Source organism: Streptomyces sp. MNU89, from assembly GCF_020982505.1.
GTDB classification, from domain to species: domain Bacteria; phylum Actinomycetota; class Actinomycetes; order Streptomycetales; family Streptomycetaceae; genus Streptomyces; species Streptomyces xinghaiensis.
This window is the reverse complement of record NZ_JAJKLL010000001.1, coordinates 119,622-143,318: the sequence shown is the minus strand read 5'-3', so window position 1 is coordinate 143,318 and position 23,697 is coordinate 119,622. Positions and strand designations below refer to the sequence as shown.

Below are 23,697 nucleotides of genomic sequence, written 5' to 3'. Positions count from 1 at the left end.
CCCGGGCCGGGCCGCACCCACGCGGTGCGGACGGAGCGCCCCGGCACGGGGCTCCGGACACGGCGCGGAGCGAGGCCGGGACGTTCCCCCGGCCCGCGCGCTCCTCGTCGCCCCTCATCGCCCACGCGGGACCCACCCGCCGCAGAGAACCCACGGAGAGACCATGGAAACCGGTACCGCAGCGGACAAGGCCGACGGACCCGATCCGCAGCACCGGCGGCCCGAGGACGCCGACGACACCGCCGTCGCGGCCGCGGGCAAACTGTCCGAGGCGCTGGAGTACACCGAGCGGGCCCGGGGGCTGCTCTACGCGTTCCACCAGCTCACCGGTCACGCCGATTTCCTGCTGGACGAGGTCGTCCGCCTGCTGCACGCCGGAGGACACCGGGAACTGGCCGATGAGGTGCAGGACGGGCTGATCGGCCGCAACGTCCTCGCCGGCCGGTGGACCTTCCAGATCGTGGAGGAGTACGACGACGGCTATTACCGCGAGTTCAGGGAGACGGAGCGGCGGGTGCGCGACCGGCTGATGGAGGGCCGCCGCCATGTGTACGAGGCGGAGCTGAAGGAACGCCGCCGCACCCACGGCCGCCCGGGGCACCGCGCCAGGCCGTAGGGCCCTGCCGGGAAACACCGGGGTCCGGCCGGGACGGGGATCCGTCGTTCCGGCCGGACCCTCCGGGGACCGGGGCGCGCCCGCTCAGGCGGTGCGGCCGTGCCCGCGGCCGAGCAGGATTCCCAGGCCGATCATGCCGATGCCCAGGAAGAAGTGCAGCCAGTCGTCGGCGGAGTTCAGCGGGACGAAGTTGGCGTCCGAGCTCTTGTCGATGACCAGGCCGTACAGCCAGAGCACCAGATAGACGGCGCCGCCGCCGACGAGGTACGCGCGGGCCAGTGAAGCCGTCCGCGCCATGGCCAGTCCGGCGACCCCGAAGGCCAGGTGGACGAGGTTGTGCAGGACGGAGACCTGGAAGATCCCGAACAGTTCCGCTCCGGAGTCGTGTCCCGCGAAGGAGAGCGAGTCGTAGTCGGTGGTGATGCCCGGGATGAAGCCGAGGATCCCGACGAGCAGGAAGACCGCCCCCACCACCTGGGCGGCGGTGCGCACCGGGGACCTGCCGGCTGCGGTTCTCTCATCATGGCGGACGTGCATGGCCGTCACCTTTCGGACGAGTAGCGGCGTCCTGGTCCGGACGCCGGTGGAAACGCTGCTCTGATCGGCATTCCGGGTACCTCCGGTGGTCTTCCGGAAACGGTGTACGGCCTGATTTATGACGGAACCCCCTGGCGCTCACGGCGAGGTGACGGCCGTGGTGGCAGGGTGCCGGGCGTGGCAGTGGCCCCCGCGGTGCGGGGAAGCGGCACAGGGAGACGCGAAGGACGCGGGAGGAAGACGCGGGGGAGAGGCGCGAGCGAGAGGCGCGAGGGAGGCGGCGGCACTCGGGCGGCCGGCGGTGCGCGCGGCGGCGGTGCCGCGGGACGGGCCCGCGCCGGGGACTCGGATTCGGTCCGCCCGGGCGGCGCCGCCCGGAGCGGCCGCGGACGCACGGGGACCGCAGCGCTGTGCTGGTCCCGCGGCCCCGGCCGGACAGACGGAGGGTCGGTGGGTTCAGAGGGGGTGGCTCAGCGGCCGGCCCCGAGCGGCGGCTCGTCCAGGAGAGAGCCGGCCAGGGTGAGCACGCGCTGCGGCTGGCGGCCCCAGTTGACCGTCGTCACCGCCCTCCGGTGCTCTTCGCCGTAGGAGCGCAGGTACCGGAGGAAGTGCAGTCCGGCGATGTCCATGAAGGTGACGTCGGCCATGTCCAGCACCACTCCGCCGTCGCCGGCGGTCAGCCCGTTCACGGCCCGGTAAAGGAGGGGCGCGGAGTCGTAGTCGACCTCTCCCCACGGCGCCACGACGGCATCACCGTCGGGGGCCCGGGTGATGGTGTGGACCCCCGCGTGTACGGGGGGCGAGGAAGACAGGTCTGTCTCTGAAGGCATGGCTTCATGATGCGCACAGTTCAACGCTCCTGTCCACGACTACACTGGGGCGCACGATGACCATCGAGATCGCAGCCACCGTATCTCCCGCAGCGGCCCGGGAACGCATTCTGCGCACGGCCTACGCATTGTTCTCCCGGCGCGGTGTCCGCGATGTGGGCATTGACGAGGTGATTCGCCGCTCGAAGGTGGCAAAAGCCACCCTCTACCGGCATTTTCCGTCGAAGGACGCGCTGGTTCTGGCGTTTCTGGAGATGCGGGAGAAGAACTGGACCCTCGGTTTTGTCGAGGCCGAGGCGCGGCGTCTCGGGAAAACGCCGGAGGAACGCCTGCTGGCGATTTTCGACGTCTTCGACGGATGGTTCCGCAGCCCGGAGTTCGACGCCTGCGCGTTCATCAACGTACTGCTGGAAATGCGGTCGGAGCATCCGCTGGGCCGGGCCAGTATCCGGCACCTGGACACCATACGGAGCGTGGTGCGCACGCTGGCCGACGAGGCCGGCCTCCGGGACACGGAGAACTTCGCGCGTTCCTGGCACATCCTGATGAAGGGCTCGATCATCTCCGCCACCGAGGGTGACTCCGACGCCGCCCGGCGGGCCCGGGCGATGGCCCGGCTCCTCATCGAGCAGCACCGCTGACGGGTGACGTCCGCACCGGCCCCGGGTGCGGCGGGGGCCCCGGCGGTAGGGTCGGGGGCATGGTGTCGGACGAGGGAGCCGTACGCGTCGACAGCTGGATCTGGTCCGTACGGCTGACGAAGACCCGCTCGATGGCCGCCTCCGCCTGCCGGGCCGGCCACGTCCGGGTCAACGGCGAGCGCGTCAAGCCCGCCCACTCCGTCAAGGCGGGGGACGAGGTGCGGCTGCGCGTCGCCGGCCGCGAGCGGATCGTGGTCGTGAAGCACCTGCTGCGGAAGCGGGTCGGGGCGCCCGTCGCGGCGGAGGCCTACGTGGACAACAGCCCGCCGCCGCCCCCGCGCGAGGAACTCGTGGTGGCCCCGCGCCGCGATCGCGGCGCCGGGCGCCCCACCAAGCGGGAGCGGCGGGAGACGGAGCGGCTGCGCGGCCGGTGAACCGGCGCGGCCCCGCGGGCGGCCCTCCGGCCCCGGGCGGGTGCCCGGGGCGTGGCCGCGGCAGTCAGCGGCGGCCCTGTTCCCGGATGCGGCGCTGGATGCCGGGTCCGTTCCAGTCCAGTGCCTCGGCCGCTTCGCGCCGGATCTCCTCGGCGGCGGCCCGGGTGTCGGCGAGGATGTCGCCCTGTTCGTTCACCAGCTGCTGGTAGATCGGGGGATGGGCGGCCGTCGTGGTCACTGTGATGGTCCTTCAGGGTCGGGTCACGGGGGTGTTCCGTGCTGTACAGCGACCATGATCTCGCAAACGTTTCCGCGCTCTCCGGGGGCCCGGGGCGCCGCGCGTCACCGTACGGCGCGGAGCCCTCCGGACGTACGGCGCGGACCGTACCCCGCGTACGGCGCGGGGCGGCCGCCGGGGGAAGTCCGGCGGCCGCCGCCGTGCGTGCCGGGTGCGGTGACCGGCACGCGGCGGGTCCCGGCGGCGCCGCGGGGGTCAGGCGCGGCTGCCCGCCAGGGAGGCGAAGACGACCACGTTGTCGGAGTAGCGGTTGTCCGACTCGGAGAACTCGCCGCCGCAGGTGATGAGGCGGAGCCCGGCGTGGTCGAGATTGCGGTACACCTCGACGGTCGGGAACTCGTTCTTCGGATACTGGCCGATCTTGTCGACCGTGAACTCGGCCGTCCTGCCGTCCTCGCGCGTCACTTCGATCCGGTCGCCCTGCTTCAGGGTGGACAGCTTGTGGAAGACCGAGGGCTCACCGTTCCAGGTGACATGGCCCGCGATGACGGCCGGTCCCAGGGCGCCGGGCGCGGGCCCGGGCTCGTACCAGCCCGCCTTGAACGGGTCGCGCGGGGTCTTCATCTCCCCGTCGGCGCCCAGGTTCAGCTTCTCCAGCGTGGAGGTGACGCCCAGCCCGGGGATGGAGATCTGCCGCGGCTGGGAGGCGCCCAGCGGCTTGACGTCCCCGGCCGGCTTGCCGGCGGGCTGCCCGCCGCCCCGCGTCGCGCCGTCACCGGGAGCGGCGGGCGGGGCCGTGCCTGCCGCCTCGTCGGACGAGGCCCGGCTCTGGACGGTCAGGATCAGCCCGACGAGGGTCGCCGACACCACGACGAACACGAAGACGAACAGGGCGCGTTTGCGGCCACGATTCACGGGGGACCTCCGGGGGTTCGGGTAGCTGCTCACGGCGGCCTCGGGTCAGCCGTCCTGGGCGGCGCGCCTGCGCCGGGTCACCACGAGGGTGCCCGCGGCCGCGACGAGCGTCGCCGCGCCGACGGCGGCCATACCGCGGCTCTGGACACCGGACGTGGAGGCCGTCGTTCCGGTCTCCACGCCGCCGGCGGGCACGGAGCCGACCGCGGCGCCCTTGACCAGGCCGCAGGCGGCCGGAGCGGTGGCCTCCTGCGGAAGCTTCGGGTCCAGGTCGCTCTTGCCGACGCCGAAGTCGTACTCGTTGTTGCCGTTGGGGTCGATGCCGTGCTGCACGACGTGCAGGTCCTGGATGTGGTCCGCGACGTCCTGGGAGACCGTGAGGGTGCGTTCGTAGGAGAGCGTGCCGTCGGCCTCGGCCACCGGCATCCGGTCGACGGCGAGGCCGCTGTCCGGGGTCGTGTCGCCGTCCACCGTCAGCGAGATGTTGATGTTGCCGTAGACGGGCAGCCCCTCGCTGGTGGTGACGATGCCGTCCCCGTCCTTGTCGGCGGTGATGTCCGGGCAGGTGAAGTCGTGCCCCTCCGTGGAGCCGTGGATGTGCTGGGCGTGCGGCTGGCCGGGCGTCAGGCCCTGCGACTCGATCTTGACGGTCAGTTCGGTGCCGTCGAGGCTCAGCATGGCGGTGCCGGAGGCGCCGGAGTTGTTGAGCTGCGAGAGGTCGATCTGGAACCCCTGCGGTCCGGCGGCCGTCGCGGCCGTCGAGGTGCCCAGGGCCAGGGCCATGGGGAGGGCGACGAGTGCGGCAAGCCGTGTGGTGCGCTTGGCTGTCATTTCGGGTGCATCCCTTCCGGTGGCCCCTGCGGTCGCAGCGGCCGGTGCGCGGTCTCGTACGCGGACCCGTTGCCGTGATCCGCCTGCACCCCTCATTCGGAACCGGGGCCGGGGCGGATTGGTGGGTGCCGGAAAACTTTTCCGGCACCCCCTCCGGCCGCCGGGCCGGGGCTCCCCCGGCGGACGCCGTGTGAGATCTTGGCCGGGGAGGCGGCCGGCCCCGGAGGGACCGGCCCGCGGCGGCGCGACGGTGTGCGGGAGTGGGCGATGGCCTGGGCGGTGCTGATCCTGTCCGGTGTGCTGGAGGCGGTCTGGGCCACGGCGCTGGACCGGTCCCAGGGGTTCAGCAGGCTCTGGCCCAGCGTGGTCTTCGGGGTGGCGCTGGCGCTGAGCATGGCGGGCCTCGCCTACGCCCTGCGGGAGGTGCCGGTCGGCACCGGCTACGCGGTCTGGGTCGGCATCGGCGCCGTCCTGACGGCGGGGTGGGCCATGGCGACCGGCGGCGAGACGGTGTCCGTCGCCAAGCTGCTGCTGCTCGCGGGGATCGTCGGCTGTGTGGCGGGACTGAAGCTGCTCCACTGACCGCCGGGCGTGAGCCCCGGAGAACCGGTGGGGCCCGGCGGCGCGAACCGAATGACCGGATCCTTCCATTCCGGTACGCATCGGCGGCGGACCCGGGGGCAGGCGGAGCGGTGTACGGAACCCCCGAGGTGAGGAGCACACCGACATGTCGAAGGTCGAGGAATCCGTCGAGGTCGAGGTCCCCGTGCGCACCGCGTACGACCAGTGGACGCAGTTCGAGGACTTCCCGCAGTTCATGGAAGGCGTCGAGCGGATCGAGCAGCGGACACCGACCCGGACGCACTGGGTGACGAAGATCGCGGGCGTCAAGCGGGAGTTCGACGCCGAGATCACCGAGCAGATCCCCGACGAGCGCGTCGCCTGGACCACCGTCGAGGGTGAGGCCAAGCAGGCCGGCGTGGTCACCTTCCACCGCCTGGACGACAAGCGGACGAAGGTCATGCTCCAGCTCGACCACGACCCGCAGGGCATCGCCGACACGGTCGGGGACAAGATGGGCTTCGTGAAGAAGCAGGCCAAGCAGGACCTGAGCCGCTTCAAGTCCTTCATCGAGTCCCGCGGTGTCGAGACCGGTGCCTGGCGCGGCCAGGTCTGACCGGCACACCCGGGTGGCGAGGCCGCGGTTCCCCACCACGACGGACGGCCGGCCGGAACCGCCCCCGCGAGGGCACGGACCACAGCGGTGGGGCCCCGGCTGCCGGGCCGGGGCCCCACCGCTGTGCGCCGCCCGGCCGGCCCGCCCGGGCCTCCGGCCGCCGAACCGGGTACCCGCGCGCGGGAATTGACCCGCTTGGCATCCGGGGCCCGGCCGGTTAGCCTCTCCTGGATTTCCGCCGGTGAGCCCAGTCCGGCACCCCTCCGCCCGGGAGAGCCCTTGCACCGTCCGGACGCCGCCGTCCCGCGCACACCATCCGCTCCCGCGGGCCGTCCCGGAGCGGCCGGACGCTCCGTACGGGCGGCAGCCGCGGCACCGGCGGCGGACCCCGCCGCGCCCGCCGGCCCGGCGGGGGAGCGGCGGTGACCGCGGCGGCCGAGCACCCCTACGACCTGGTCGGCATCGGCATCGGCCCGTTCAACCTCTCCCTGGCCGCCCTGGCCGACGGCGTGCCCGGGCTGCGCACCCTCTTCCTGGACGCCCGGCCCCGGTTCTCCTGGCACCCCGGCCTGCTCCTGGAGGGAACGGTTCTCCAGGTGCCCTTCCTCGCCGACCTGGTGACCATGGCCGACCCCACCAGCCCCTGGTCGTACCTCAACTACCTGCGGGCGCACGACCGGATGTTCCCGTTCTTCTTCTCCGAGCGCTTCCACATCCCCCGGCGCGAATACGACCACTACTGCCGCTGGGCCGCCGAGTGCCTGCCGTCCTGCCGCTTCGACGCCGAGGTCACCTCGGTGGAGTGGGACGGCGCGGCCGGCGTCTTCCGGGTGGAGCACCGGTCCGCGGCCGGCCGCCGCTCCTCGGTGGCCGCCCGGCGGATCGTGCTGGGCATCGGGACGGAACCGGTGCTCCCCGAGGTGCTGCGCCCGCTGCCGGCCGCCGGGCACCGCGGCCGGGTCCTGCACAGCGCCGACTACCGCACCCACCGCGCCCGCCTCGCCGCCGAGGACGACGTCACGGTGATCGGCGCCGGACAGTCCGGCGCCGAGGTGGTACTCGACCTGCTGCGTCACCAGGACGGCGACGGTGCCGGCGGTCCGTACGTCCGCTGGCTGGCCCGTACCCCCGCCTTCGCGCCCATGGAGTACTCCAAGATCGGTCTGGAGCACTTCACCCCCGACTACATCCGCTACTTCCGCGGGCTTCCGCCGGAGGTGCGGGACCGGCTCGTCCGCGAGCAGTGGCAGCTCTACAAGGGCGTCAGCGAGGAGACCCTCGCCGAGATCCACGACGCGCTGTACGAGCGCACCATCGGCGGCACCGAGCCCCGCGCCGCCCTGCACCCCGGTGTCGAGATCACCGGGGCCGAGGCGGTACCCGGCGGCTTCCTGCTGCGCTGCCACCACGCCCAGCAGGACAGCCGGTTCGAGGTGCGCACCTCGGCCGTCGTCGCGGCCACCGGTTACGCGGCCGTCCGCCCCGCCTTCCTCGGCCCGGTGGCCGGCCTCGTCGACTGGGACGACCGGGGCCGGTACCGGATCGACGGCGAGTACCGGGTGGCGCTCGACCCGGCCGTCACCGGCTCGCTGTACGTGCAGAACGCCGAACTGCACACGCACGGGGTCGGCGCCCCCGACCTCACCCTGGGCGCCTGGCGCGCCGCCACCATCCTCAACGCCGTCGCCGGCCGCCCCGTGTACCCCGTACCGGACCGGGCGGCCTGGACGACCTTCGGCGCGCCCGCGGATCCGGGCCACCGCGGACGGGACGGTGCGCCGGGGGACGCCGCGGACGCGCCCGCGAGCGGTTGAGGCCCGCGCGGTCTACCGGCTGAGACCGGCGACGGTCAGCGCCCAGACGCTCAGCGCCAGTGCTCCGAGCACCGCGGCGACGGCCGTGCACAGCACCCGGCGGCGCAGCGACTCGTAGCGGGCGGTGTACTCGGTCCGCAGTTCGGCGGAGCGTTGCAGGATGTGCTCCAGCAGGCGCCGGGTGAGAGCGAGCCGGTCCTCGACGTAGCCGCCGACGATCTCCTCGCGCTGAGCCGTCGTCAGCCACGGCATGCGGTCGGCGAACGCCTCGGCCTCGGTCCGGGCGTCGGCGATATGGGTCCGTCCCCGGAGGTATCCCTCCAGCTGGGCGAGCCCGGCGTTGATCTCCTCGCGATCGGGCCGCACGCCGGCCTCAGCTCCGGCCGCGGCCGTCGCCGTGACCGTGGCCCGGGCCGCGGTCGTCGCCGAGCGGCGGGGCAGCGCCCCTGCCGGGTTCGATCATGTCCCTGCGCCCGGTGTTCTCCTCCTCGTCGATGAGGGCGAGATCCGGGTGGTGCAGGTCGAAGGCCGGTGACTCGGAGCGGATCCGCGGCAGGGTGAGGAAGTTGTGCCGGGGCGGCGGGCAGGAGGTGGCCCACTCCAGTGAGCGGCCGTAGCCCCAGGGGTCGTCGACCAGGATCTTCGGCGAGTACTTGGCCGTCTTCCAGACGTTGTAGAGGAACGGCAGTGTGGAGAGACCCAGCAGGAAGGAGCCGATGGTCGAGACGGTGTTCAGCAGGGTGAACCCGTCGGCCGCGAGATAGTCGGCATAACGGCGGGGCATCCCCTCGACGCCGAGCCAGTGCTGGACGAGGAAGGTGGTGTGAAAGCCGATGAAGAGCGTCCAGAAGTGGATTTTCCCCAGCCGCTCGTCCAGCATTTTCCCGGTGAATTTCGGCCACCAGAAGTGGAATCCGGCGAACATGGCGAACACCACGGTCCCAAAGATCACGTAATGGAAGTGTGCGACGACGAAATAGCCGTCGGTGACATGGAAGTCGAGCGGCGGAGAGGCGAGCAGCACGCCGGTCAGACCGCCGAAGAGGAAGGAGACCAGGAATCCCAGCGCCCACAGCATGGGCGTCTCGAACGACAGCGAGCCGTTCCACATGGTGCCGATCCAGTTGAAGAACTTCACGCCGGTCGGCACCGCGATGAGGAAGGACATGAAGGAGAAGAACGGCAGCAGCACCGCGCCGGTGGCGAACATGTGGTGCGCCCACACCGAGGCCGAGAGACCGGTGATCACCAGTGTCGCGCCGACGAGGCCGACATAGCCGAAGATCGGCCGCCGGCTGAACACGGGGATGACCTCGGTGATGATGCCGAAGAACGGCAGGGCGATGATGTAGACCTCGGGGTGGCCGAAGAACCAGAAGAGGTGCTGCCACAGGAGCGGCCCGCCGTTCGCCGGGTCGTAGATGTGGGCCCCGAAGAGGCGGTCCACCTCCAGGGCGAACAGGGCGGCGGCCAGCACGGGGAAGACCAGGATGATCAGGACACTGGTGAGCAGGGTGTTCCAGACGAAGATCGGCATCCGGAACATCGTCATGCCCGGGGCCCGCATGCAGACGATGGTGGTGATGAAGTTGACGGCGCCCAGGATGGTGCCGAAGCCGGACATCGCCAGGCCCATGATCCACATGTCGCCGCCGACGCCCGGCGAGTACTCCTCGCGGGAGAGTGGCGTATAGGCGAACCAGCCGAAGTCGGGGGCCCCCTGCGAGGTGAGGAAACTGGCCAGGACGATCAGCGATCCGAAGAGAAAGAGCCAGTACGACAACATGTTCAGCCGGGGGAAGGCGACATCCGGCGCGCCGATCTGCAGCGGCATGATGGCGTTGGTGAAACCGGCGAACAGCGGGGTGGCGAACAGCAGCAGCATGATGGTGCCGTGCATGGTGAACGCCTGATTGTACTGCTCGTTCGAGAGGATCTGCGTGCCGGGCCGGGCCAGTTCGGCCCGAAGGGCGAGAGCAAGGATTCCGCCGACCACGAAGAAGATGAACGACGAGACCATGTAGAGGGCGCCGATTTTCTTGTGGTCGGTGGTGGTCAGCCAGTCGACGACCACTCTCCCCGGCGTCCTGGGCCTCGGTCCGGCCGGTACTTCTTTCGTCTGGATGTCCGAGACCATGAGTATTCGCCTCTCCGCCACCGGCGTCGGCAACGTCGGAATGGATGTGTCCGCCGGTTTCGCGCAGCACGCCGATGCCTCGACCGGCGGGGTGGCATCGTGCTGCGTCGTCTTGATAGCACGCGACGCCGGCTGACGGTGAGTTCGACTCTTGTACGGGCGCGGCCGGAACGCAAATGAGTGTCACCCGAATGGCGCAGGTGGTATTCCGGCGGTGCGCGGGAATTCCGGGAGAGCGGGCGGATGTCAGCCGGTGCGGCGTACCGCGAGAAGGGCGATGTCGTCCGAACGGCCCGGATCGCCGTCCTCCCGGAGAAGGAAGTCCGTGACCTCCTCCGGGCCCACTGAGCGGCCGTACTTCTGTTCGGTGTCCCGCATCCAGTGGTGGAGTTCGTTGCGCATCTGTTCGATGCAGGCGTCGAGGTCGGCGCCCTTCCGCTCCACCAGGCCGTCCGTGAAGAGGACGAGGGTCTCCCCGTCGGCGAGACGCGCCCTGGTCGTCCGGTACCGCGCGTGCGGCATGACGCCGAGCGGCGGGCCGCCCGCCAGCTGGAGTTCACCGGCCGTGCCGGGGGAGACCAGCAGGGGGTGGGGGTGTCCCGCCCGGGCCCCCTCCAGGGAGCCGTCGGAGGGGTCGAGGACGAGATAGGCGCAGGTCGCAAAGCGGCCGGTGTCGAGATCGGCCAGGACGCGGTTGGCCCGGGCGAGCACACTTCCCGGGTTCATCCCGGCGTCGGCGCAGGTGCGCAGGATGACGCGGAGCTGGCCCATGACCGCCGAGGCGTGGGCGTCGTGCCCCTGGACGTCCCCGATCACCAGGGCCGCGGTGCCGTCTGCGAGCGGCAGCACGTCGTACCAGTCCCCGCCGACGTTCATCTCGCTCGTGCCCGGGAGGTAGCGGGCGTGGGTGGCGAGTGAGGGGGCGGGGGCAGGCGGCGGGGAGCATCGCCGTCTGGAGATCGCTGGCCCGCTGGTGCTCGGAGTCGAACATCCGGGCGCGTTCGAGACTCTGCGTTAGGATCGCCGCGACGGCGGTGTAGAAGGTGCGTTCGCCCGGGTCGAAGTGGCGCGGGCCGGAGAAGGAGATGAGGCAGGCGCCGGTGGGCCGCTCGGAGGAGGAGAGCGAGAGCACGACCCAGGCCCGCGGTGGCACGGGGCCGGTGGCGCCCAGATCGGGGACGCCCGTGCCGCGCAGCCGGTTGAGGTCCTCCAGGAACAGCGGCTCCTCCTGCGTCATCGCCAGTTCCATGACCCTGCGGGCCGGTGCGTGCAGATGGCGCAGTTCCGGGGCGACGGGGGTCCGGCCGATGATCTTCAGCCCGCCGTGCTCGACGACGCCGATGGTGACGTTCGCGGCGCCCAGCGCGGGACGGGTCAGATCGGTCATGACCCGGGCGACGTCCCGTACGGTCACGGCCTTGGAGAGCGCCCGGGTCAGGCTGAAGAGGAAGGCGTCCCGCGAGCGGTCGGGGGAGAGGGACGGCATGGCCGGCGTCATACCGGGCGGACTCCGCAGCACCAGCCCCAGGGCGCGGGCGGGGCGTCCGTCCTCGCCCAGGACCACCCGGCCGTGTTCGAGCACGGGGTGCTGGCTGCCGTCCGGGTGGACGACGCGGTAGTGCAGCCGGTAGGAGCCGGTGTCTCCGGCCGGGCCCGCCCCGGGTGAGGTGACGGCGGCCTCGGTCACCTCCGCGATGGCCGCCTGCACCACCGGGAGGTCGTCCGGGTGGAGGGAGCCGAAGAACGCCTCCTCGTCACCCTCGAACTCGGCCGGGTCGACGCCGTAGATGTCGCAGGCCCGCTCGTCCCAGCGGACGGAGTTCCGCGAGAGGTCCCAGGCGAAGCCCCCGGTCCGGGTGGCCCGCGCCGCCTCGGCCAGGAGCTCGACGGAACGGTGGGCGAGGCTGTTCAGCCGAACCGCGCAGGCGTCGGCCAGCAGTTCCAGGACCGAGTCGTCGGGGGAGCCCCCGGCCGGACCCGCGGGACGCAGCCCCGCGGCCAGGACACCGGCGACCCGGCCGTCGGCGGACAGCGGCAGCAGTGCCACGGGGGTGTCCGGTCCGCCGGCGCGCAGGGGCCGTCCGGTGCGCATCACCTCCGCGACCGCCTCGTCGAACGCCCGGTTCGCGGGCCCGAGTCCGGAGTTCGCGGGGAACACCTCGGTGCGCGCGACGCCCTCGACGTATATCCGGGTGCGCTCGGGCACCAGTGGCGCCGGCTCACCGTCCTCCTCCCGGTCCTCGGTCAGGACAGCGAGCATGGCCTGCGGGTCCGGGCTCCGCAGCAGCAGAGGCAGCCGGCGGAGCAGCCCCGGCGGATGGGCTGAGGCCATGACACGCTCTTTCCGATAGCAGTCATTCACGGCAATACGGATAAATGAGACTATAGGATATCGCTGCGGACGGTCCGGCGCCCGGCCGGACGCCGGACCGCCGGGCGGGCGTGCGCCCGGCGGGTGTGGGAGTGCGGTGCGGTGGGTACCCGGTGCCCGCAGTCCGCCGCCGGACGGTGACGTCCGGCGGCCGGTGACGTATCCGACCAGGCAGGGGCAGGCGGGCATGGACCACGGTGAGGACGCCATCGCGGAACTGACGGCCGATCACCGCGAGGTCGACGAGCTGTTCGAGAGTCTGCAGGGCGTCCCCACCGGCCGTCCCGAGCGCAGGCAGGTGCTGGACCGGATCACCATGGAACTCGTCCGGCACGCGGTCGCCGAGGAGCAGTACCTGTACCCGGAGGTGCGCCGGCGCGTGCCGGGCGGCGCCGCGCTCGCCGACAAGGAGATCGCCGACCACGCAGAGGTGGAACGGCTCCTCAAGGACCTGGAGGACCGCAGGCCCGACGACCCGGACTTCGACGGGCTCGTCATCCGGCTGATCAGCGAGGTGACCGCGCACATCCACGACGAGGAGCGGCACCTCTTCGTCCGGCTGCGCGAGGTCTGCTCCCCCGAACGGCTGCGAGAACTGGGCGGCAAGATCCGCCGGGCCAAGCGGACCGCCCCCACCCGCCCGCACCCCGGCGCCCCCGACACCCCGCCCGCCAACCGTCTCCTCGACCCGGGGGCGGGGCTCGTGGACCGCGCCCGCGACGCCCTGAGCGGGCGCGGGAGGCTCTGAGTCCCCGCCCGGCGACCGGGGCGGCGGGGACGGGGAGACCCGGCGGGCCGGCGGGCCGCCACGGGATCACAGGAACCCGTGGTGCGGCGTCCAGGTGTACTTGCCGCCACCCACCCACCGGACCGCGGCGGGATCGTCGAGATCGACGTGCACCAGCCCGGCGTCGTGGGCGAGGGTGACGACGTCCACGATCGACTCGGCCTTGCCGACGGGCTCCCCCCGGATCTCCACCAGACGGAACGGCGGCTCCCCCGGGGTGACGGGCCAGACCACGATCGGCGGGGCCTCGACGAGCGGTTCGTTGATCTCGGTCATGGAATCATCGTGCGGCCGCCGGCCGGGCCCCGCACGTCCGGGCCGGGCGGGTGCGATCCGCGGGGTGAAGTGGGGGCCGCGGCAGCACCTTGTCCCGCGGCGGGGCGGCTGTAAGGATTGACGTATGTCGAATTCCGGAGGTCCGGTGCGTACGCCGGTGGCGGAGCCCGTGGTCCCGTGCTGCCCGCCGCTGAGCCGGCGCGCGCTGACCGCCGAGGAGGCCGGGCGCACCGCGGCGATGTTCAAGGCGCTGGGCGACCCGGTCCGGCTGCGGCTGTTCTCCCTGGTGGCCTCGCACCCCGGCGGGGAGGCCTGTGTCTGTGACATCTCGGATGTCGGCGTCTCGCAGCCCACGGTCAGCCACCACCTGAAGAAGCTGCGGGAGGCCGGGCTGCTCACCTCCGAGCGGCGCGGCACCTGGGTGTACTACCGGGTCGCGCCGTCCGTCCTGGCGGCCCTGGCCGGTGTCCTGGCGGCCGCCGACTGACGCCGGGCGGTGCCGGCCGGACGGAGGCGCCGCCTCCTGTGGCGGGAGCCATTTGGCCCCGCCCTCCGCCGCTCGCAGCCGTCAACGGTCGCTACGCCCCCGGGCGTGTGGAGAAGGCCGTTTGCCGCGGACTGATGTGACGTGCCGTCAGCTCCGTGTGGATCACGATGTGAGGGGTACCGGCCCCTGACGGGCGGAAGTTGTGCGCGGTAGGTTCAAGAGATCAGCACAGGGCAGTCGTGATGTGAAAACTCCCGGAAGGATGCGGACATGAGCGATACGGGTCCGAACAACCCGTACGGCCCGCCCCAGGGCGGGCAGTACCCCTCGTCCCCCCAGCAGTCCGGGCAGGGATACGGGCAGGCGCCCTATCCGCAGCAGCCCGGGCAGGGATACGGCCAGGCGCCCTACCCGCAGCAGCCCGGGCAGCCCTATGGCGGGTATCCCGGCGGCAACCAGATGCCGGAGCAGATGTCCGGCACCCTGAAGACGGCACGGGTGCTGCTCTTCGTCTTCGGCGGACTGGGCCTCATCGGCGGTCTGTTCATGACGGCCGGCGGCGCCCTGCTCAACAACAGCGAGGTACGCGAAGCCGTTGAGGAGCAGGGGGGCCTGCAGGACGGCATATCGGCCGGGCTCCTGCTCGGGCTCGGGGCCTTCGCGCTGATCCTGTCGATCGCGGAGATCGTCGTCGCCGCCAAGTTCGGCAAGGGCGGCAGCGGTGTCCGGATCGCCGCGATCGTCGTGGGGGCACTGATGATCGTCTCCGGCGTCTACTTCTTCCCGCCCGGCCTGCTGTGGATCATCGCGGGTGGTCTGGTCGTCGCCTTCACGGCGATGAAGGACGGCGCGGCCTGGTTCGCCCGCCCCCGATCCTGAACCTTCCCTTCCCGGTCCGGCCGGCCGGCCGGGAACGGTCCGCCCGTCAGGGGTGGCGTCCTCTCCGGATGCCACCCCTGACGTGGTTCGCCCGCCGCCCGGCCGCCCGCCGCCGTGCCCCGGTCCCGCGGCGGCCGTCCGGCCCGGCCAGGTGCCGCTCGCGCCGTGAACCGGCCGGTGGCACGGGACGTACACTGGGGTCATGGGTCGCACAGACGGAGTGAGGGAGTGCCCGCGCAGGGCTCCCCGCGCCGCACGCCCGGACGGCGCGATCCCGGCGACGGGTCCCGCACCCGGCGCCGTGCCTGACGCCGGCTGCCGGGCGCTGCACGGACACGGCTAGCGCCGGCGACCCCTCGGCCCCCCACCCGGGCCTTCCGCCCTTCTCCTGTCCCTCCGCGGATCTCTCCGCACGGCTCCGCTCCTGATCCGGAACGCCGTAACCACCCCCCGCCGGATTGAGTTCCGGCACCCCGGCGCCGCCGGGCCCGCCGTTCCGTTCCGCGTCCGTCCCGCCCGTCGCCGCACCAGCGGTGGCCCCGGTGTGCCGTGCGCCCGGCCGGGACGCGCGGGCGCGCCGCGCCCCCGAAAGGACGCCTGTGAAGCTGAACGCACTGCTGGCCGGACACGACCACGAGATCCTCCGCGGCGATCCGGAGACGGACATCACCGCCGGGGTCTGCTTCGACGCCGGCCGGGTGTCGCCCGGTTCGCTGTTCATCGCCGTCCCCGGTCACCGCGAGGGCGGTCCCGAGGCCATCGGGCCCGCCCTCGCGCGCGGTGCGGCGGCGGTGCTCGTCGAGGAAGGGCGGCCCGGACCACCGGAGTCGGTATGGGCGACCGCCGAGGACGTGTGTGTCGTCCGGGTACCCGGGACGCGGGCGGCCGCGGCGGCCGTCGCCTCGCGCTACCACGGCGATCCCGGACAGCGGATGGACATGGTCGCCGTCACCGGGACCAACGGCAAGACCTCGGTGTCCTACATGGTCGAGTCCGTCCTGCGGATCGCCGAGAACGCCAGGGTCGGGGTCATCGGAACGGCCGGGAGCCGGATCGGCGACGAACTGATCCCGATGCCGAGATCGGCCCTGAGCACACCGGAGTCACCCGATCTCCAGTACCTGCTGGGATGTATGCGCGACCGCGGGGCCACCAGCGTGGTCCTGGAGGCCACGTCGATGGGCCTGCTGACCCACCGTGTCGACCACACCTCCATCGACGTGGGCGTCTTCACCAATCTGACGCAGGACCACCTGGACGACCACGGAACGATGGAGAGCTACACGGAGGCCAAACTCCGCCTCTTCCGCGGGCTGTGCGGGCGCGCGGTGGTCAACGCCGACGACCCGGTGGGAGCCCGGATCGAGGCCCTGATGCCCGGGGCGGTGTCCACCTACGCGATCGACGCCGAGGCGGACTACCGGGCGACCGACCTGCACATGGACGCCTTCGGCGCGCAGTTCGTCCTCCACCACGCCGGCCACAAGTACCCCGTGGCCATCCCCGTACCGGGCCGGTACTCGGTCGCCAACGCGCTGGCCACCGTCGCGGCCTGCCATCTCCTCGGGCACGAACTGGAGGGGCTGCTCTCCGCCCTCGACCGGCTCCCCCCGATCCCGGGCCGGTTCGAACGCTTCACGGCCCCGCACGGAGCCTCCGTGATCGTGGACTACGCCCACTCCCCGGACTCCCTGGACAAAGTGCTGGCCACCATCCGGGACTTCGCGCCCGGCCGGATCATCACCGTCTTCGGCTGCGGCGGGGACCGGGACGTCACCAAGCGCGCCCGGATGGGGGAGATCGCCGGCTCCTACTCCGATCTGTGCGTCGTCACCTCGGACAATCCCCGCGGCGAGGATCCCGAGATCATCCTGGACCACGTCAGCGAGGGCCTGAGAGCTTCGGGAACCCCCTTCGAGCGCTGTGCCGACCGGCGGCGGGCGATCGCCTTCGCGCTGGCCGAGGCCGGTCCGGAGGACATCGTGCTGGTCGCGGGGAAAGGCAGTGAACCCTTCCAGGTCGTGGGGGAGGAGCTGATCCCCTTCAGCGACATGGCGACGGTGCGCGAACTGGCCGAGCCCCGGTAGGGCGTCCGGTGGGACGGGACCGGCGGGCCGGCCCGCCGCGACGAGGGCCCGGGGCGGCCCCCCAACGACCCGGCCCCGTAACGGGTCTGACGGGCCGCGGGCTCCTCCGCCCCGGCTCTCCGGCGACGGAGCCCGGGGCCGGGCCCGGGTACCCGGACGCGGAGCCGTCTCACGGGGCGCACGGTGAGCGGCGGTTGACGCCCGCGCCGACGGACCGCCGGACCCGGCTGGGCGGTCCGGCCGGCTTCCCGGAGCCCACAGGGCTTTTCCGGCCCCGGTGAGCGGGGCAGTCTCCAACCGACGGGCTCGCCGATACGATGGCGCCCGTACACGTCGCGTCACGCACCGTCCCGGGGGAAGGGGAAGCCCGTGAGCAGCATGAGCAAGGGCTCCGACGGCAATCTCAACAAGGGCCTGGAGAAGGTCCAGGTGGCGGTCAAGTGGGACCCCAGTCCCCTCGGCGAGCCCACCTGCGATCTCGACATCGTCGCCGGGACCTACTCGGCCGAGGACCCGTACGGCGATCCGGTGTACCTCGTCCACTTCGACAGCCGGTCGCCCGACGGCACCATCACCCTCACCCGCGACAGCCGCAACGGCATCGGTTTCGGGGTCGACGAGGCCATGACCCTGGAGCTCTACCGGATGGCGCCCACCTTCGCGCGGGTGGTCGTGGGCGTGGCCATCCAGCAGGGCGAGGGCCGCCGTACCTTCGGCGGGGTCCGGAACAGCGCCGTGCAGATCCTCAACGGGCCGGCCGAACTGGCGCGGGACGACTTCGAGAGCGTCTCCGGGGCCCTGGCCGCCACCGTCGCCGAGTTCCGCCGGGACGCCGACGGCGCCTGGGAGTTCCGCAAGACCCTCCGCGGGTACGACGCCGACCCCAACGCCTTTGCCCGGCTGATGGGGGAGCGGACCCCCTGATCCGGCGCGGACCCCCCGGCGCCGTCCCGCGCCGGACGCGGCTCAGCGCAGCTCCGGCATGATCCGTTCGTGGACGAGCCGGAGCCGGGCCGCGGCGTCGGGTCGACGCCGTTGCGCCGCAGGGACGGGTGCGCGGGGCCGGGCGGTGTCCCGCGATGTCCGGGCCACGGGCGAGCCGGCCGGAGACGCCGCCGGGCCGCCAGCGGCCCCGTGGCCCCCGGGCGTTCCGGAGAACGAGGTGTCCGGCGTCACGCGCACCGGCACCGGGAAGCACCGGCCCGGCGGTCCGGGGCCCGATACCATGGCGCCGTGAGCCGAGAACAGCGCCCGGTCCGGCGCCCTCCGGGGCGGACCCGCGCGTGCCTCGTGCTCGCCGTGCTCGCCGGTCTTCTGGGCCTGCACGGCCTGGCGGCGGCACCGGCTTCCATGGCCCTCGCGCCGCCGCACTCCTCCGTTTCCTCCGAGGAGCGGCCGGCCGGCCCCCGGCTCTCGGCCGACGGCGCGTGCCACGACCCCTGCGGCGGGCACGAGACGCATGCCGTGACGGACTGCGCGGCGGCCTCCGTGAGCACCGGCCCCGCACCGTCGCCCCCGTCCCCGGCCCGTACGCCGCGCGCGGTGCGGCGGGGACACCGGCCACGGCCGGGCCGCCCGCTCCCCGGGGCGGCAGAGGGCCGCCCTCGCTCTCCGAACTCCAGCTCCTGCGGATATAGGCCGCGCCTCCCGAGGTGCGCGCGCGAACGCGCCGGCGCCTCATACGGCCATGCCTGCATCAGACCTTCAGGAGTTGTGACCATGCGATCCACCCGTACCCTTTCCCGCCGCGCCGCCCGCGCGGCCGCCGCCGGAGCAGCCGCGCTGGTGCTGGCGGCCTGCGGCGGAGAGAGCGGAGACAACAGCAGCGACGACACCCGGGCCCGGCCCGCCCCTCCGCCGCGAGCGCGGCGCCGGACGCGAAGCACAACGCCGCCGACGTGGCCTTCGCGCAGGGGATGATCCCGCACCACGAACAAGCCGTCGAAATGGCGCGCCTGGCACGCGGACGCGCCGCCTCGGACGAGGTCGAGAAGCTCGCCGGGCAGATCGAGAAGGCCCAGGCGCCGGAGATCGAGACCCTCGACGGCTGGCTCGGCGCCTGGGGCGAGGAGCGGATGCCCGGCGGCATGGACCTCGGGGCCCACGAGGGCCACGGCATGTCCGGGATGATGGACGCCGGGCAGATGAAGCGGTTGGAGTCCGCCTCCGGCAAGGCGTTCGACACGGCCTTCCTGGAGCTGATGATCGAGCATCACGAGGGCGCCGTGACGATGGCCCGCACCCAGCAGAAGCAGGGGGAGTACGGGCCGGCCCGGAAGATGGCCGCGGCCATCGTCACCTCGCAGGGCGAGGAGATCGCCCGGATGAAGGATCTTCTCGGCCGCTGACGGTCTCCGACGGCCTCCGACGACGGTTGACGGACGGCGGCGGCACCGGGACGGGACCACGGGTTCCCGGTGCCGTTCGCCGGCCCGTTCAGTGCGGGCGGACGGCGTGCGCCGGGGCCAAAGGTGACGTGTCCGGGCGAATGCGGACAGCCCGGCGGTCAGAAATACCCGGGGCTTTGAGCCGTGAAACCCAGCGGGTTAAGATCCGGCGTCGAGTCCTTCGCGTGGTCGGCTGCCCAATGGGGGTGGCGGCGAAGGCACCGTCGATTCCGCAGAGTTGCGCGGAGCCGGGAGCACGCCCCACCTCCCGGCAGGCGGCCGAGGAAGAAGGAGCTGCCCTCAGTGGCGTCCCACCGTCGTCCCAAGCAGCCTAACCAGCGCGCTTACGCGGCCGTTCTCGGCGTCACTGCCGCGGCGGTCGCCCTCTCCACCAACTCGGCGCAGGCCGATCCGATGCCCGACCCCGACAAGAAGGGCGTCAAGGCGCAGGTCGACCGGCTCTACGAAGAGGCGACCCAGGCGACCGAGAAGTACAACGGGGCGAACGAGAAAGAGGAGAAGCTCGAGAAGGAGGTCGAGTCGCTGCAGGAGACGGTGGCCCGCGGCCAGGCCGAGCTCAACAAGCTGCGCAACGGCCTGGGTTCGATGGCCACGGCGCAGTACCGCAGCGGCGGCATCGACCCGTCGGTCCAGCTCCTCCTCGCCAGCGACCCGGACGGCTACCTCGAGAAGGCCTCCACGCTCGACCGGCTCAGCAGCCAGCAGCTCACCACGCTCAAGAAGGCGCAGGAGAAGCAGCGCACGCTGCAGCAGCAGCGCGCCGAGGCGGCGGACAAGCTGGGGGACCTGGAGGAGACCCGCACGGAGCTCCGGGACCGGAAGAAGGAGATCCAGGGCAAGCTGGCCAAGGCCCAGCGCCTCCTCAACAAGCTGACGGCCGAGGAGAAGGCCGCGATGGCCGCGGAGGAGGAGCGCGCGAACCGCACCAGCGCCCGCGCCGAGCTCGGCAGCCAGTCCAGCGCCACCGGCCGCGCCGCGTCCGCCTTCGAGGCCGCCAAGAGCCGGGTCGGCATGCCGTACGTGTGGGGCGCCACCGGCCCCAACTCCTTCGACTGCTCCGGTCTCACGTCCTGGGCGTTCCAGCAGGCGGGGATCGCGATACCCCGGACCTCGCAGGCCCAGGCCAACGCCGGCACCCGCATCAGCTCGCAGAGCCAGCTCCGGCCCGGCGACCTCGTCATCATGCGCAGCGACCTCAGCCACGTCGGCTTCTACGCCGGCAACGGCCAGATCCTCCACGCCCCCAAGCCCGGTGCCAGTGTGCGGTACGAGCCGATGAGCACCAGCGGCATGCCGTTCATGTGGGGCGTCCGCATCGGCTGAGCGCCGCGGGGGCGGCCCGGCGCCGCCCCCGTACCGTCGGCCGGAGCCGGACCCGACGAGCCCGCACCCGAGTGGTGCGGGCTTTTTCATACCCTCCGGCAGGTGATTCATCCTCATTGCCGCTTTTGTTGGGATGTGTTGACATGGCGTTGGCGGGTACCGGCGGTGGCGGAGGAGGACGACATGGACGTATGGGAGCCGGTGCTCGTGCTCCTGGGACTGGTGGCCGGAGGGCTGCTGCTGGTCCGGGGGGTGGGGCTGTGGCTGGCGGCGGACCGCGAGCCGCTGGAGGCCGGGCCGTTCAGCGGTGGGCCGCCCCCGGGCGAGCACGCCTTCTCCCGCTTCCATGTGCGCTGGTACCCCATCACCATGATCTTCCTGGCCTTCGACATGGAGATGCTCTTCATGTACCCGTGGGTCCGGGTGGTCTCCGAGAAGGGCCCGAGCGCCGTGGCCGAGATGTTCCTCTTCCTCGGCATTCTCTTCGCGGGCGTGGTCTACGCCCGGCGCGAGGGGGCCTTCCGGTGGACCTGAGAGACCGCCTCCGGCGTGCCGCGCTGAGCCGCCCGGGGGTCATGCTGGTCGCTCTGCCGGGAGCCACCCGCGTCCGGCTGGAACTCGAAGCCGAACTGCGGCGCCGGGGATGGCCGCGGAGCGGGAGCCCCGCCGCCGCGGATCTGCTCGTCGTCGCCGGGGAACGCGATCCGCTCGGCGAGGACTCCTGGCTCGACGGGATCTGGGAGGGGGTGCCGAAGCCGGCCGTCCGGCTGGCGGTGCGTCACCCCGGCGACGCGGCGGCGGCCCTGGACACCGGGCACCGGCTGCTGCGCGAGGACGCGGGGACCCGGCACGACCTCGCGCCGGCCGTGCCCCCGCCCGGCGGTGAACCCACCGCGCGGCGGGACGGGCGGCCCGGCGGCGGTCCCGGGGAACGGGCGGATGACGGGGCGGGCGGTCACCACGATGACGGCGGTCACCACGATGACGGTGGAGACCGGGATGACCGGGGCGGTCACAGCGACCACGGCGGTCACGGCGATCCCGGCGGTCAGGGCGATCCCGCCAGTCAGGGCGGCGAGCAGGAGAGCGGCCACGGTGACAGCAGCGGCCGTCACGGTGACGGCCACGGCGGCCACTCCTCGCACGAGACGCACGAAATGTCCGAACCCGCGGGCCTTCCGATGGCCGAACGGGCGGAGGACCGGGACGGCCTCACGCTCGACCGCCTGCGTCTGCCCCTCGGACCCGCGCTGCCGGACTGGCCGGCCGGGCTGATCCTGCGTCTGGTCCTGCAGGGCGACGTCGTCCAGCGGGCCGGGACGGAAACCCTGCCCGTGCGGCGCCGGAAGGACCCGTTCTGGGACGAGCCGTGGCTGCGTGCCGCCCGGGGGGAGACCGTCCCCCGGTCCGAGGCCGCCCGCCGGCGCTGCGCCGCCCATCTGGACAGCCTGGGCCGCTTCCTCGCCGTCGCGGGCTGGGACGACCCGGCCGCCCGCGCCCGTCGGCTGCGGGACGCCGCCCTGTCGGCGGAACCCGGGGACCGGCTGCGCGAGGACGTCGTCTCGCTGGCCCGCCGGGTGGCGCGGTCGCGTGCCCTGCGGCTGCTGACCGCCGGGCTCGGCCCGCTGCCCGCCGCGGAGGCCCGGGCAGCCGGCGTCTCCGGGCCGGCGCACACCGCCGACGGGGACGCCTACGACCGCCTGCTGGTGTGGCTGGACGAACTCGGCCGCGCCGCCGGGGAGTTCGGCGACGAACGGCCACTGGCACGGGACGACCGGACGGGCCCGCGCGGCACCCTGGACGGTGCCGCGCCCCCGTCGCAGGGACTGCTGGACGTCCTCCCGGGTCTGCTGAGCGGAGCCGAGTTCGCCGGCGCGCGGATCGTCGTCGCCAGTCTCGACCCGGACATCGACGAGCTCACGGCCGCCAGCCGGCGGGAGGCCGCCGGTGTCTGAGACCGCACCGCTGTGGGCGGCCGCCGTGCTGCCGTTCGCGCTGCTGGCCCTGGCCGCCGTCACGGCCGGGTGCGGAGCGGCCGTGTCCGCGGCGGCCGAGCGGGGCCCGGCGGGTTCCGTCCGCGAACTGGCCAGCCGGGCGGCCGCACCGCTGCGGGAGGCGCTGCGGCTTCTGGTACAGCAGCCGCGGACCACCACCGCCGCGGACGGCGCGCTCCGCCGGGCGGGGGTGGCACTGCTCCCCGCCGCCGCCGTCCTGGCGGGCGCGGTGCTGCCCCTGGGGTTCCGGTCCGTCACCGACCCCGCCGTCGGCATCGTCTGGTTCAACGCCATGGAGGTACTGGCCTGGGCGGCCGTCTGGCTCACGGGCTGGGGGCCCAATTCGGCGCTGTCGCTGGTCGGGGGCTACCGCTTCCTCGCCCAGGGCCTGGCCTACGAGCTGCCGCACATGCTGGCGATCACGACGGCGGCGCTCGGCGCGGAGTCGCTGCGGGTCGGGGAGGTGGTGGCGCGGCAGGAGGGCCTGTGGTTCGCGCTCTGGATGCCGGCCGCCTTCGCCGTCTATCTGGTGAGCGCCGTCGCCATGGCGTTCTGGGGGCCCTTCGGCCATCCGCTGGGCCGGGACGCGGCGGGCGGCGCGGCGGCCGAACTCGGCGGCCCCGCGCGGCTGGCCCTCCTCGGCGGGCGGTGGACGCTGCTGGTGGTGGCGGCCGGGTTCGCCGTGCCGCTCTTCCTCGGCGGCGGCCACGGCCCGCTGCTGCCCGGCTGGCTCTGGACGCTGCTGAAGACGGCGGCCGTGCTGGCCGTCCTGCTCGCGGTCCGGCGCGCCCTGCCCGCCGTCCGGATGGAGCGGTACACGGAGTTCGCCTGGACGGTCCTCGTCCCGCTGACACTGCTTCAGGCCCTGGCCGTCGCCGTCGTCGTGCTGAACCGATGAAGGGAGCGGAATCCGCC

The 23,697-nt window shown here is 72.9% G+C and carries 26 protein-coding genes and 2 pseudogenes; 18 read left to right on the top strand and 10 right to left on the bottom strand.

What is annotated here, in order from left to right; all coding sequences use genetic code 11:
- Positions 1 to 163: 163 nt before the first annotated feature.
- Positions 164 to 616, top strand: a complete 453-nt coding sequence (locus E4N63_RS00650; protein WP_019706456.1) for a hypothetical protein — start codon at positions 164 to 166, stop codon at positions 614 to 616.
- Between the two features lie 84 nt (positions 617 to 700).
- On the opposite strand, the gene E4N63_RS00645 is transcribed toward E4N63_RS00650, so the two are convergent.
- Together E4N63_RS00645 and E4N63_RS00640 are read right to left on the bottom strand one after the other, a co-directional pair.
- Complete coding sequence (locus tag E4N63_RS00645) at positions 701 to 1,153, bottom strand: DUF4383 domain-containing protein (RefSeq protein ID WP_125624664.1); 453 nt, start codon at positions 1,151 to 1,153, stop codon at positions 701 to 703.
- 470 nt (positions 1,154 to 1,623) lie between these two features.
- Complete coding sequence (locus E4N63_RS00640; RefSeq protein WP_078649263.1) at positions 1,624 to 1,983, bottom strand: STAS domain-containing protein; 360 nt, start codon at positions 1,981 to 1,983, stop codon at positions 1,624 to 1,626.
- A gap of 56 nt (positions 1,984 to 2,039) precedes the next feature.
- On the opposite strand from E4N63_RS00640, the gene E4N63_RS00635 reads away from it, so the two are divergent.
- Together E4N63_RS00635 and E4N63_RS00630 are read left to right on the top strand one after the other, a co-directional pair.
- Positions 2,040 to 2,624, top strand: a complete 585-nt coding sequence (locus E4N63_RS00635; RefSeq protein ID WP_125624662.1) for a TetR/AcrR family transcriptional regulator — start codon at positions 2,040 to 2,042, stop codon at positions 2,622 to 2,624.
- A 59-nt stretch (positions 2,625 to 2,683) separates the two neighbouring features.
- A complete protein-coding gene (locus tag E4N63_RS00630) occupies positions 2,684 to 3,058 on the top strand; it encodes an RNA-binding S4 domain-containing protein (protein ID WP_095756384.1) in 375 nt (124 codons plus the stop codon).
- A 64-nt stretch (positions 3,059 to 3,122) separates the two neighbouring features.
- Here the strand turns inward: E4N63_RS00630 and E4N63_RS00625 are convergent, their stop codons facing one another.
- From E4N63_RS00625 to E4N63_RS00615, 3 genes are all read right to left on the bottom strand, one after another.
- Entirely contained in the window at positions 3,123 to 3,296 is a 174-nt protein-coding gene (locus E4N63_RS00625) for a hypothetical protein (RefSeq protein ID WP_185831263.1), read from the bottom strand.
- 255 nt (positions 3,297 to 3,551) lie between these two features.
- Entirely contained in the window at positions 3,552 to 4,211 is a 660-nt protein-coding gene (locus tag E4N63_RS00620; protein WP_125624661.1) for a class F sortase, read from the bottom strand.
- A gap of 45 nt (positions 4,212 to 4,256) precedes the next feature.
- Positions 4,257 to 5,042 carry a CHRD domain-containing protein gene (locus E4N63_RS00615; RefSeq protein ID WP_125624660.1) on the bottom strand — a complete coding sequence of 262 codons (786 nt, stop codon included), beginning with the start codon at positions 5,040 to 5,042 and terminating at the stop codon, positions 4,257 to 4,259.
- Positions 5,043 to 5,309: 267 nt separating this feature from the next.
- Between E4N63_RS00615 and E4N63_RS00610 the strand changes: the two genes are divergently transcribed.
- From E4N63_RS00610 to E4N63_RS00600, 3 genes are all read left to right on the top strand, one after another.
- Positions 5,310 to 5,624 carry a multidrug efflux SMR transporter gene (locus E4N63_RS00610; protein WP_230239635.1) on the top strand — a complete coding sequence of 105 codons (315 nt, stop codon included), beginning with the start codon at positions 5,310 to 5,312 and terminating at the stop codon, positions 5,622 to 5,624.
- Between the two features lie 145 nt (positions 5,625 to 5,769).
- Positions 5,770 to 6,219 carry an SRPBCC family protein gene (locus E4N63_RS00605; protein ID WP_125624659.1) on the top strand — a complete coding sequence of 150 codons (450 nt, stop codon included), beginning with the start codon at positions 5,770 to 5,772 and terminating at the stop codon, positions 6,217 to 6,219.
- Between the two features lie 422 nt (positions 6,220 to 6,641).
- Positions 6,642 to 8,033 (top strand): lysine N(6)-hydroxylase/L-ornithine N(5)-oxygenase family protein, encoded by a 1,392-nt coding sequence (locus E4N63_RS00600; protein WP_230239634.1) that lies wholly within the window; start codon positions 6,642 to 6,644, stop codon positions 8,031 to 8,033.
- A 12-nt stretch (positions 8,034 to 8,045) separates the two neighbouring features.
- On the opposite strand, the gene E4N63_RS00595 is transcribed toward E4N63_RS00600, so the two are convergent.
- Complete coding sequence (locus E4N63_RS00595) at positions 8,046 to 8,399, bottom strand: hypothetical protein (RefSeq protein WP_125624657.1); 354 nt, start codon at positions 8,397 to 8,399, stop codon at positions 8,046 to 8,048.
- 7 nt (positions 8,400 to 8,406) lie between these two features.
- Positions 8,407 to 10,170 (bottom strand): cytochrome c oxidase subunit I, encoded by a 1,764-nt coding sequence (gene ctaD, locus E4N63_RS00590; RefSeq protein WP_125624656.1) that lies wholly within the window; start codon positions 10,168 to 10,170, stop codon positions 8,407 to 8,409.
- Here ctaD and E4N63_RS00585 point away from each other — a divergent pair.
- Entirely contained in the window at positions 10,157 to 10,306 is a 150-nt protein-coding gene (locus E4N63_RS00585; RefSeq protein ID WP_185831262.1) for a hypothetical protein, read from the top strand. The genes ctaD and E4N63_RS00585 overlap by 14 nt on opposite strands.
- 110 nt (positions 10,307 to 10,416) lie before the next feature.
- Here the strand turns inward: E4N63_RS00585 and E4N63_RS00580 are convergent, their stop codons facing one another.
- The gene (locus tag E4N63_RS00580) at positions 10,417 to 11,046 is read right to left on the bottom strand and encodes a PP2C family protein-serine/threonine phosphatase (RefSeq protein ID WP_230239633.1); all 630 of its coding nucleotides are present in this window, start codon (positions 11,044 to 11,046) and stop codon (positions 10,417 to 10,419) included.
- Between the two features lie 655 nt (positions 11,047 to 11,701).
- Positions 11,702 to 12,262: pseudogene (locus E4N63_RS00575) on the bottom strand (PAS domain-containing protein); the annotation flags it as partial.
- 466 nt (positions 12,263 to 12,728) lie between these two features.
- On the opposite strand from E4N63_RS00575, the gene E4N63_RS00570 reads away from it, so the two are divergent.
- Positions 12,729 to 13,289, top strand: a complete 561-nt coding sequence (locus tag E4N63_RS00570) for a hemerythrin domain-containing protein (RefSeq protein WP_228430409.1) — start codon at positions 12,729 to 12,731, stop codon at positions 13,287 to 13,289.
- Positions 13,290 to 13,355: 66 nt separating this feature from the next.
- Here the strand turns inward: E4N63_RS00570 and E4N63_RS00565 are convergent, their stop codons facing one another.
- A complete protein-coding gene (locus E4N63_RS00565) occupies positions 13,356 to 13,604 on the bottom strand; it encodes a hypothetical protein (RefSeq protein WP_228430408.1) in 249 nt (82 codons plus the stop codon).
- 124 nt (positions 13,605 to 13,728) lie between these two features.
- Between E4N63_RS00565 and E4N63_RS00560 the strand changes: the two genes are divergently transcribed.
- The 10 genes and pseudogenes from E4N63_RS00560 (at position 13,729) to E4N63_RS00520 (ending at position 23,680) form a co-directional block, all read left to right on the top strand.
- Positions 13,729 to 14,091, top strand: a complete 363-nt coding sequence (locus tag E4N63_RS00560) for a helix-turn-helix transcriptional regulator (RefSeq protein WP_230239632.1) — start codon at positions 13,729 to 13,731, stop codon at positions 14,089 to 14,091.
- A gap of 270 nt (positions 14,092 to 14,361) precedes the next feature.
- Positions 14,362 to 14,970, top strand: coding sequence for a hypothetical protein (locus tag E4N63_RS00555; protein WP_125624704.1), 609 nt, complete (start codon positions 14,362 to 14,364; stop codon positions 14,968 to 14,970).
- Positions 14,971 to 15,569: 599 nt separating this feature from the next.
- Positions 15,570 to 17,057 (top strand): UDP-N-acetylmuramoyl-L-alanyl-D-glutamate--2,6-diaminopimelate ligase, encoded by a 1,488-nt coding sequence (locus E4N63_RS00550; protein WP_125624703.1) that lies wholly within the window; start codon positions 15,570 to 15,572, stop codon positions 17,055 to 17,057.
- A 378-nt stretch (positions 17,058 to 17,435) separates the two neighbouring features.
- The gene (locus E4N63_RS00545) at positions 17,436 to 17,981 is read left to right on the top strand and encodes a TerD family protein (RefSeq protein WP_125624709.1); all 546 of its coding nucleotides are present in this window, start codon (positions 17,436 to 17,438) and stop codon (positions 17,979 to 17,981) included.
- Positions 17,982 to 18,136: 155 nt separating this feature from the next.
- Positions 18,137 to 18,694, top strand: coding sequence for a DUF6153 family protein (locus tag E4N63_RS31345; RefSeq protein ID WP_374112651.1), 558 nt, complete (start codon positions 18,137 to 18,139; stop codon positions 18,692 to 18,694).
- 82 nt (positions 18,695 to 18,776) lie between these two features.
- Positions 18,777 to 19,405 (top strand): annotated as a pseudogene (locus E4N63_RS00540) (DUF305 domain-containing protein).
- Positions 19,406 to 19,747: 342 nt separating this feature from the next.
- The gene (locus E4N63_RS00535; protein ID WP_125624700.1) at positions 19,748 to 20,788 is read left to right on the top strand and encodes a C40 family peptidase; all 1,041 of its coding nucleotides are present in this window, start codon (positions 19,748 to 19,750) and stop codon (positions 20,786 to 20,788) included.
- Positions 20,789 to 20,971: 183 nt separating this feature from the next.
- Entirely contained in the window at positions 20,972 to 21,322 is a 351-nt protein-coding gene (locus E4N63_RS00530) for an NADH-quinone oxidoreductase subunit A (RefSeq protein WP_039820962.1), read from the top strand.
- On the top strand, positions 21,313 to 22,743 hold the full coding sequence (locus tag E4N63_RS00525) for a hypothetical protein (RefSeq protein WP_230239631.1): 1,431 nt from the start codon (positions 21,313 to 21,315) through the stop codon (positions 22,741 to 22,743). The genes E4N63_RS00530 and E4N63_RS00525 overlap by 10 nt, the downstream gene beginning before the upstream one ends.
- A complete protein-coding gene (locus tag E4N63_RS00520) occupies positions 22,736 to 23,680 on the top strand; it encodes an NADH-quinone oxidoreductase subunit H (RefSeq protein WP_125624698.1) in 945 nt (314 codons plus the stop codon). Before E4N63_RS00525 ends, E4N63_RS00520 begins: the two co-directional genes overlap by 8 nt.
- Positions 23,681 to 23,697: the final 17 nt, after the last annotated feature.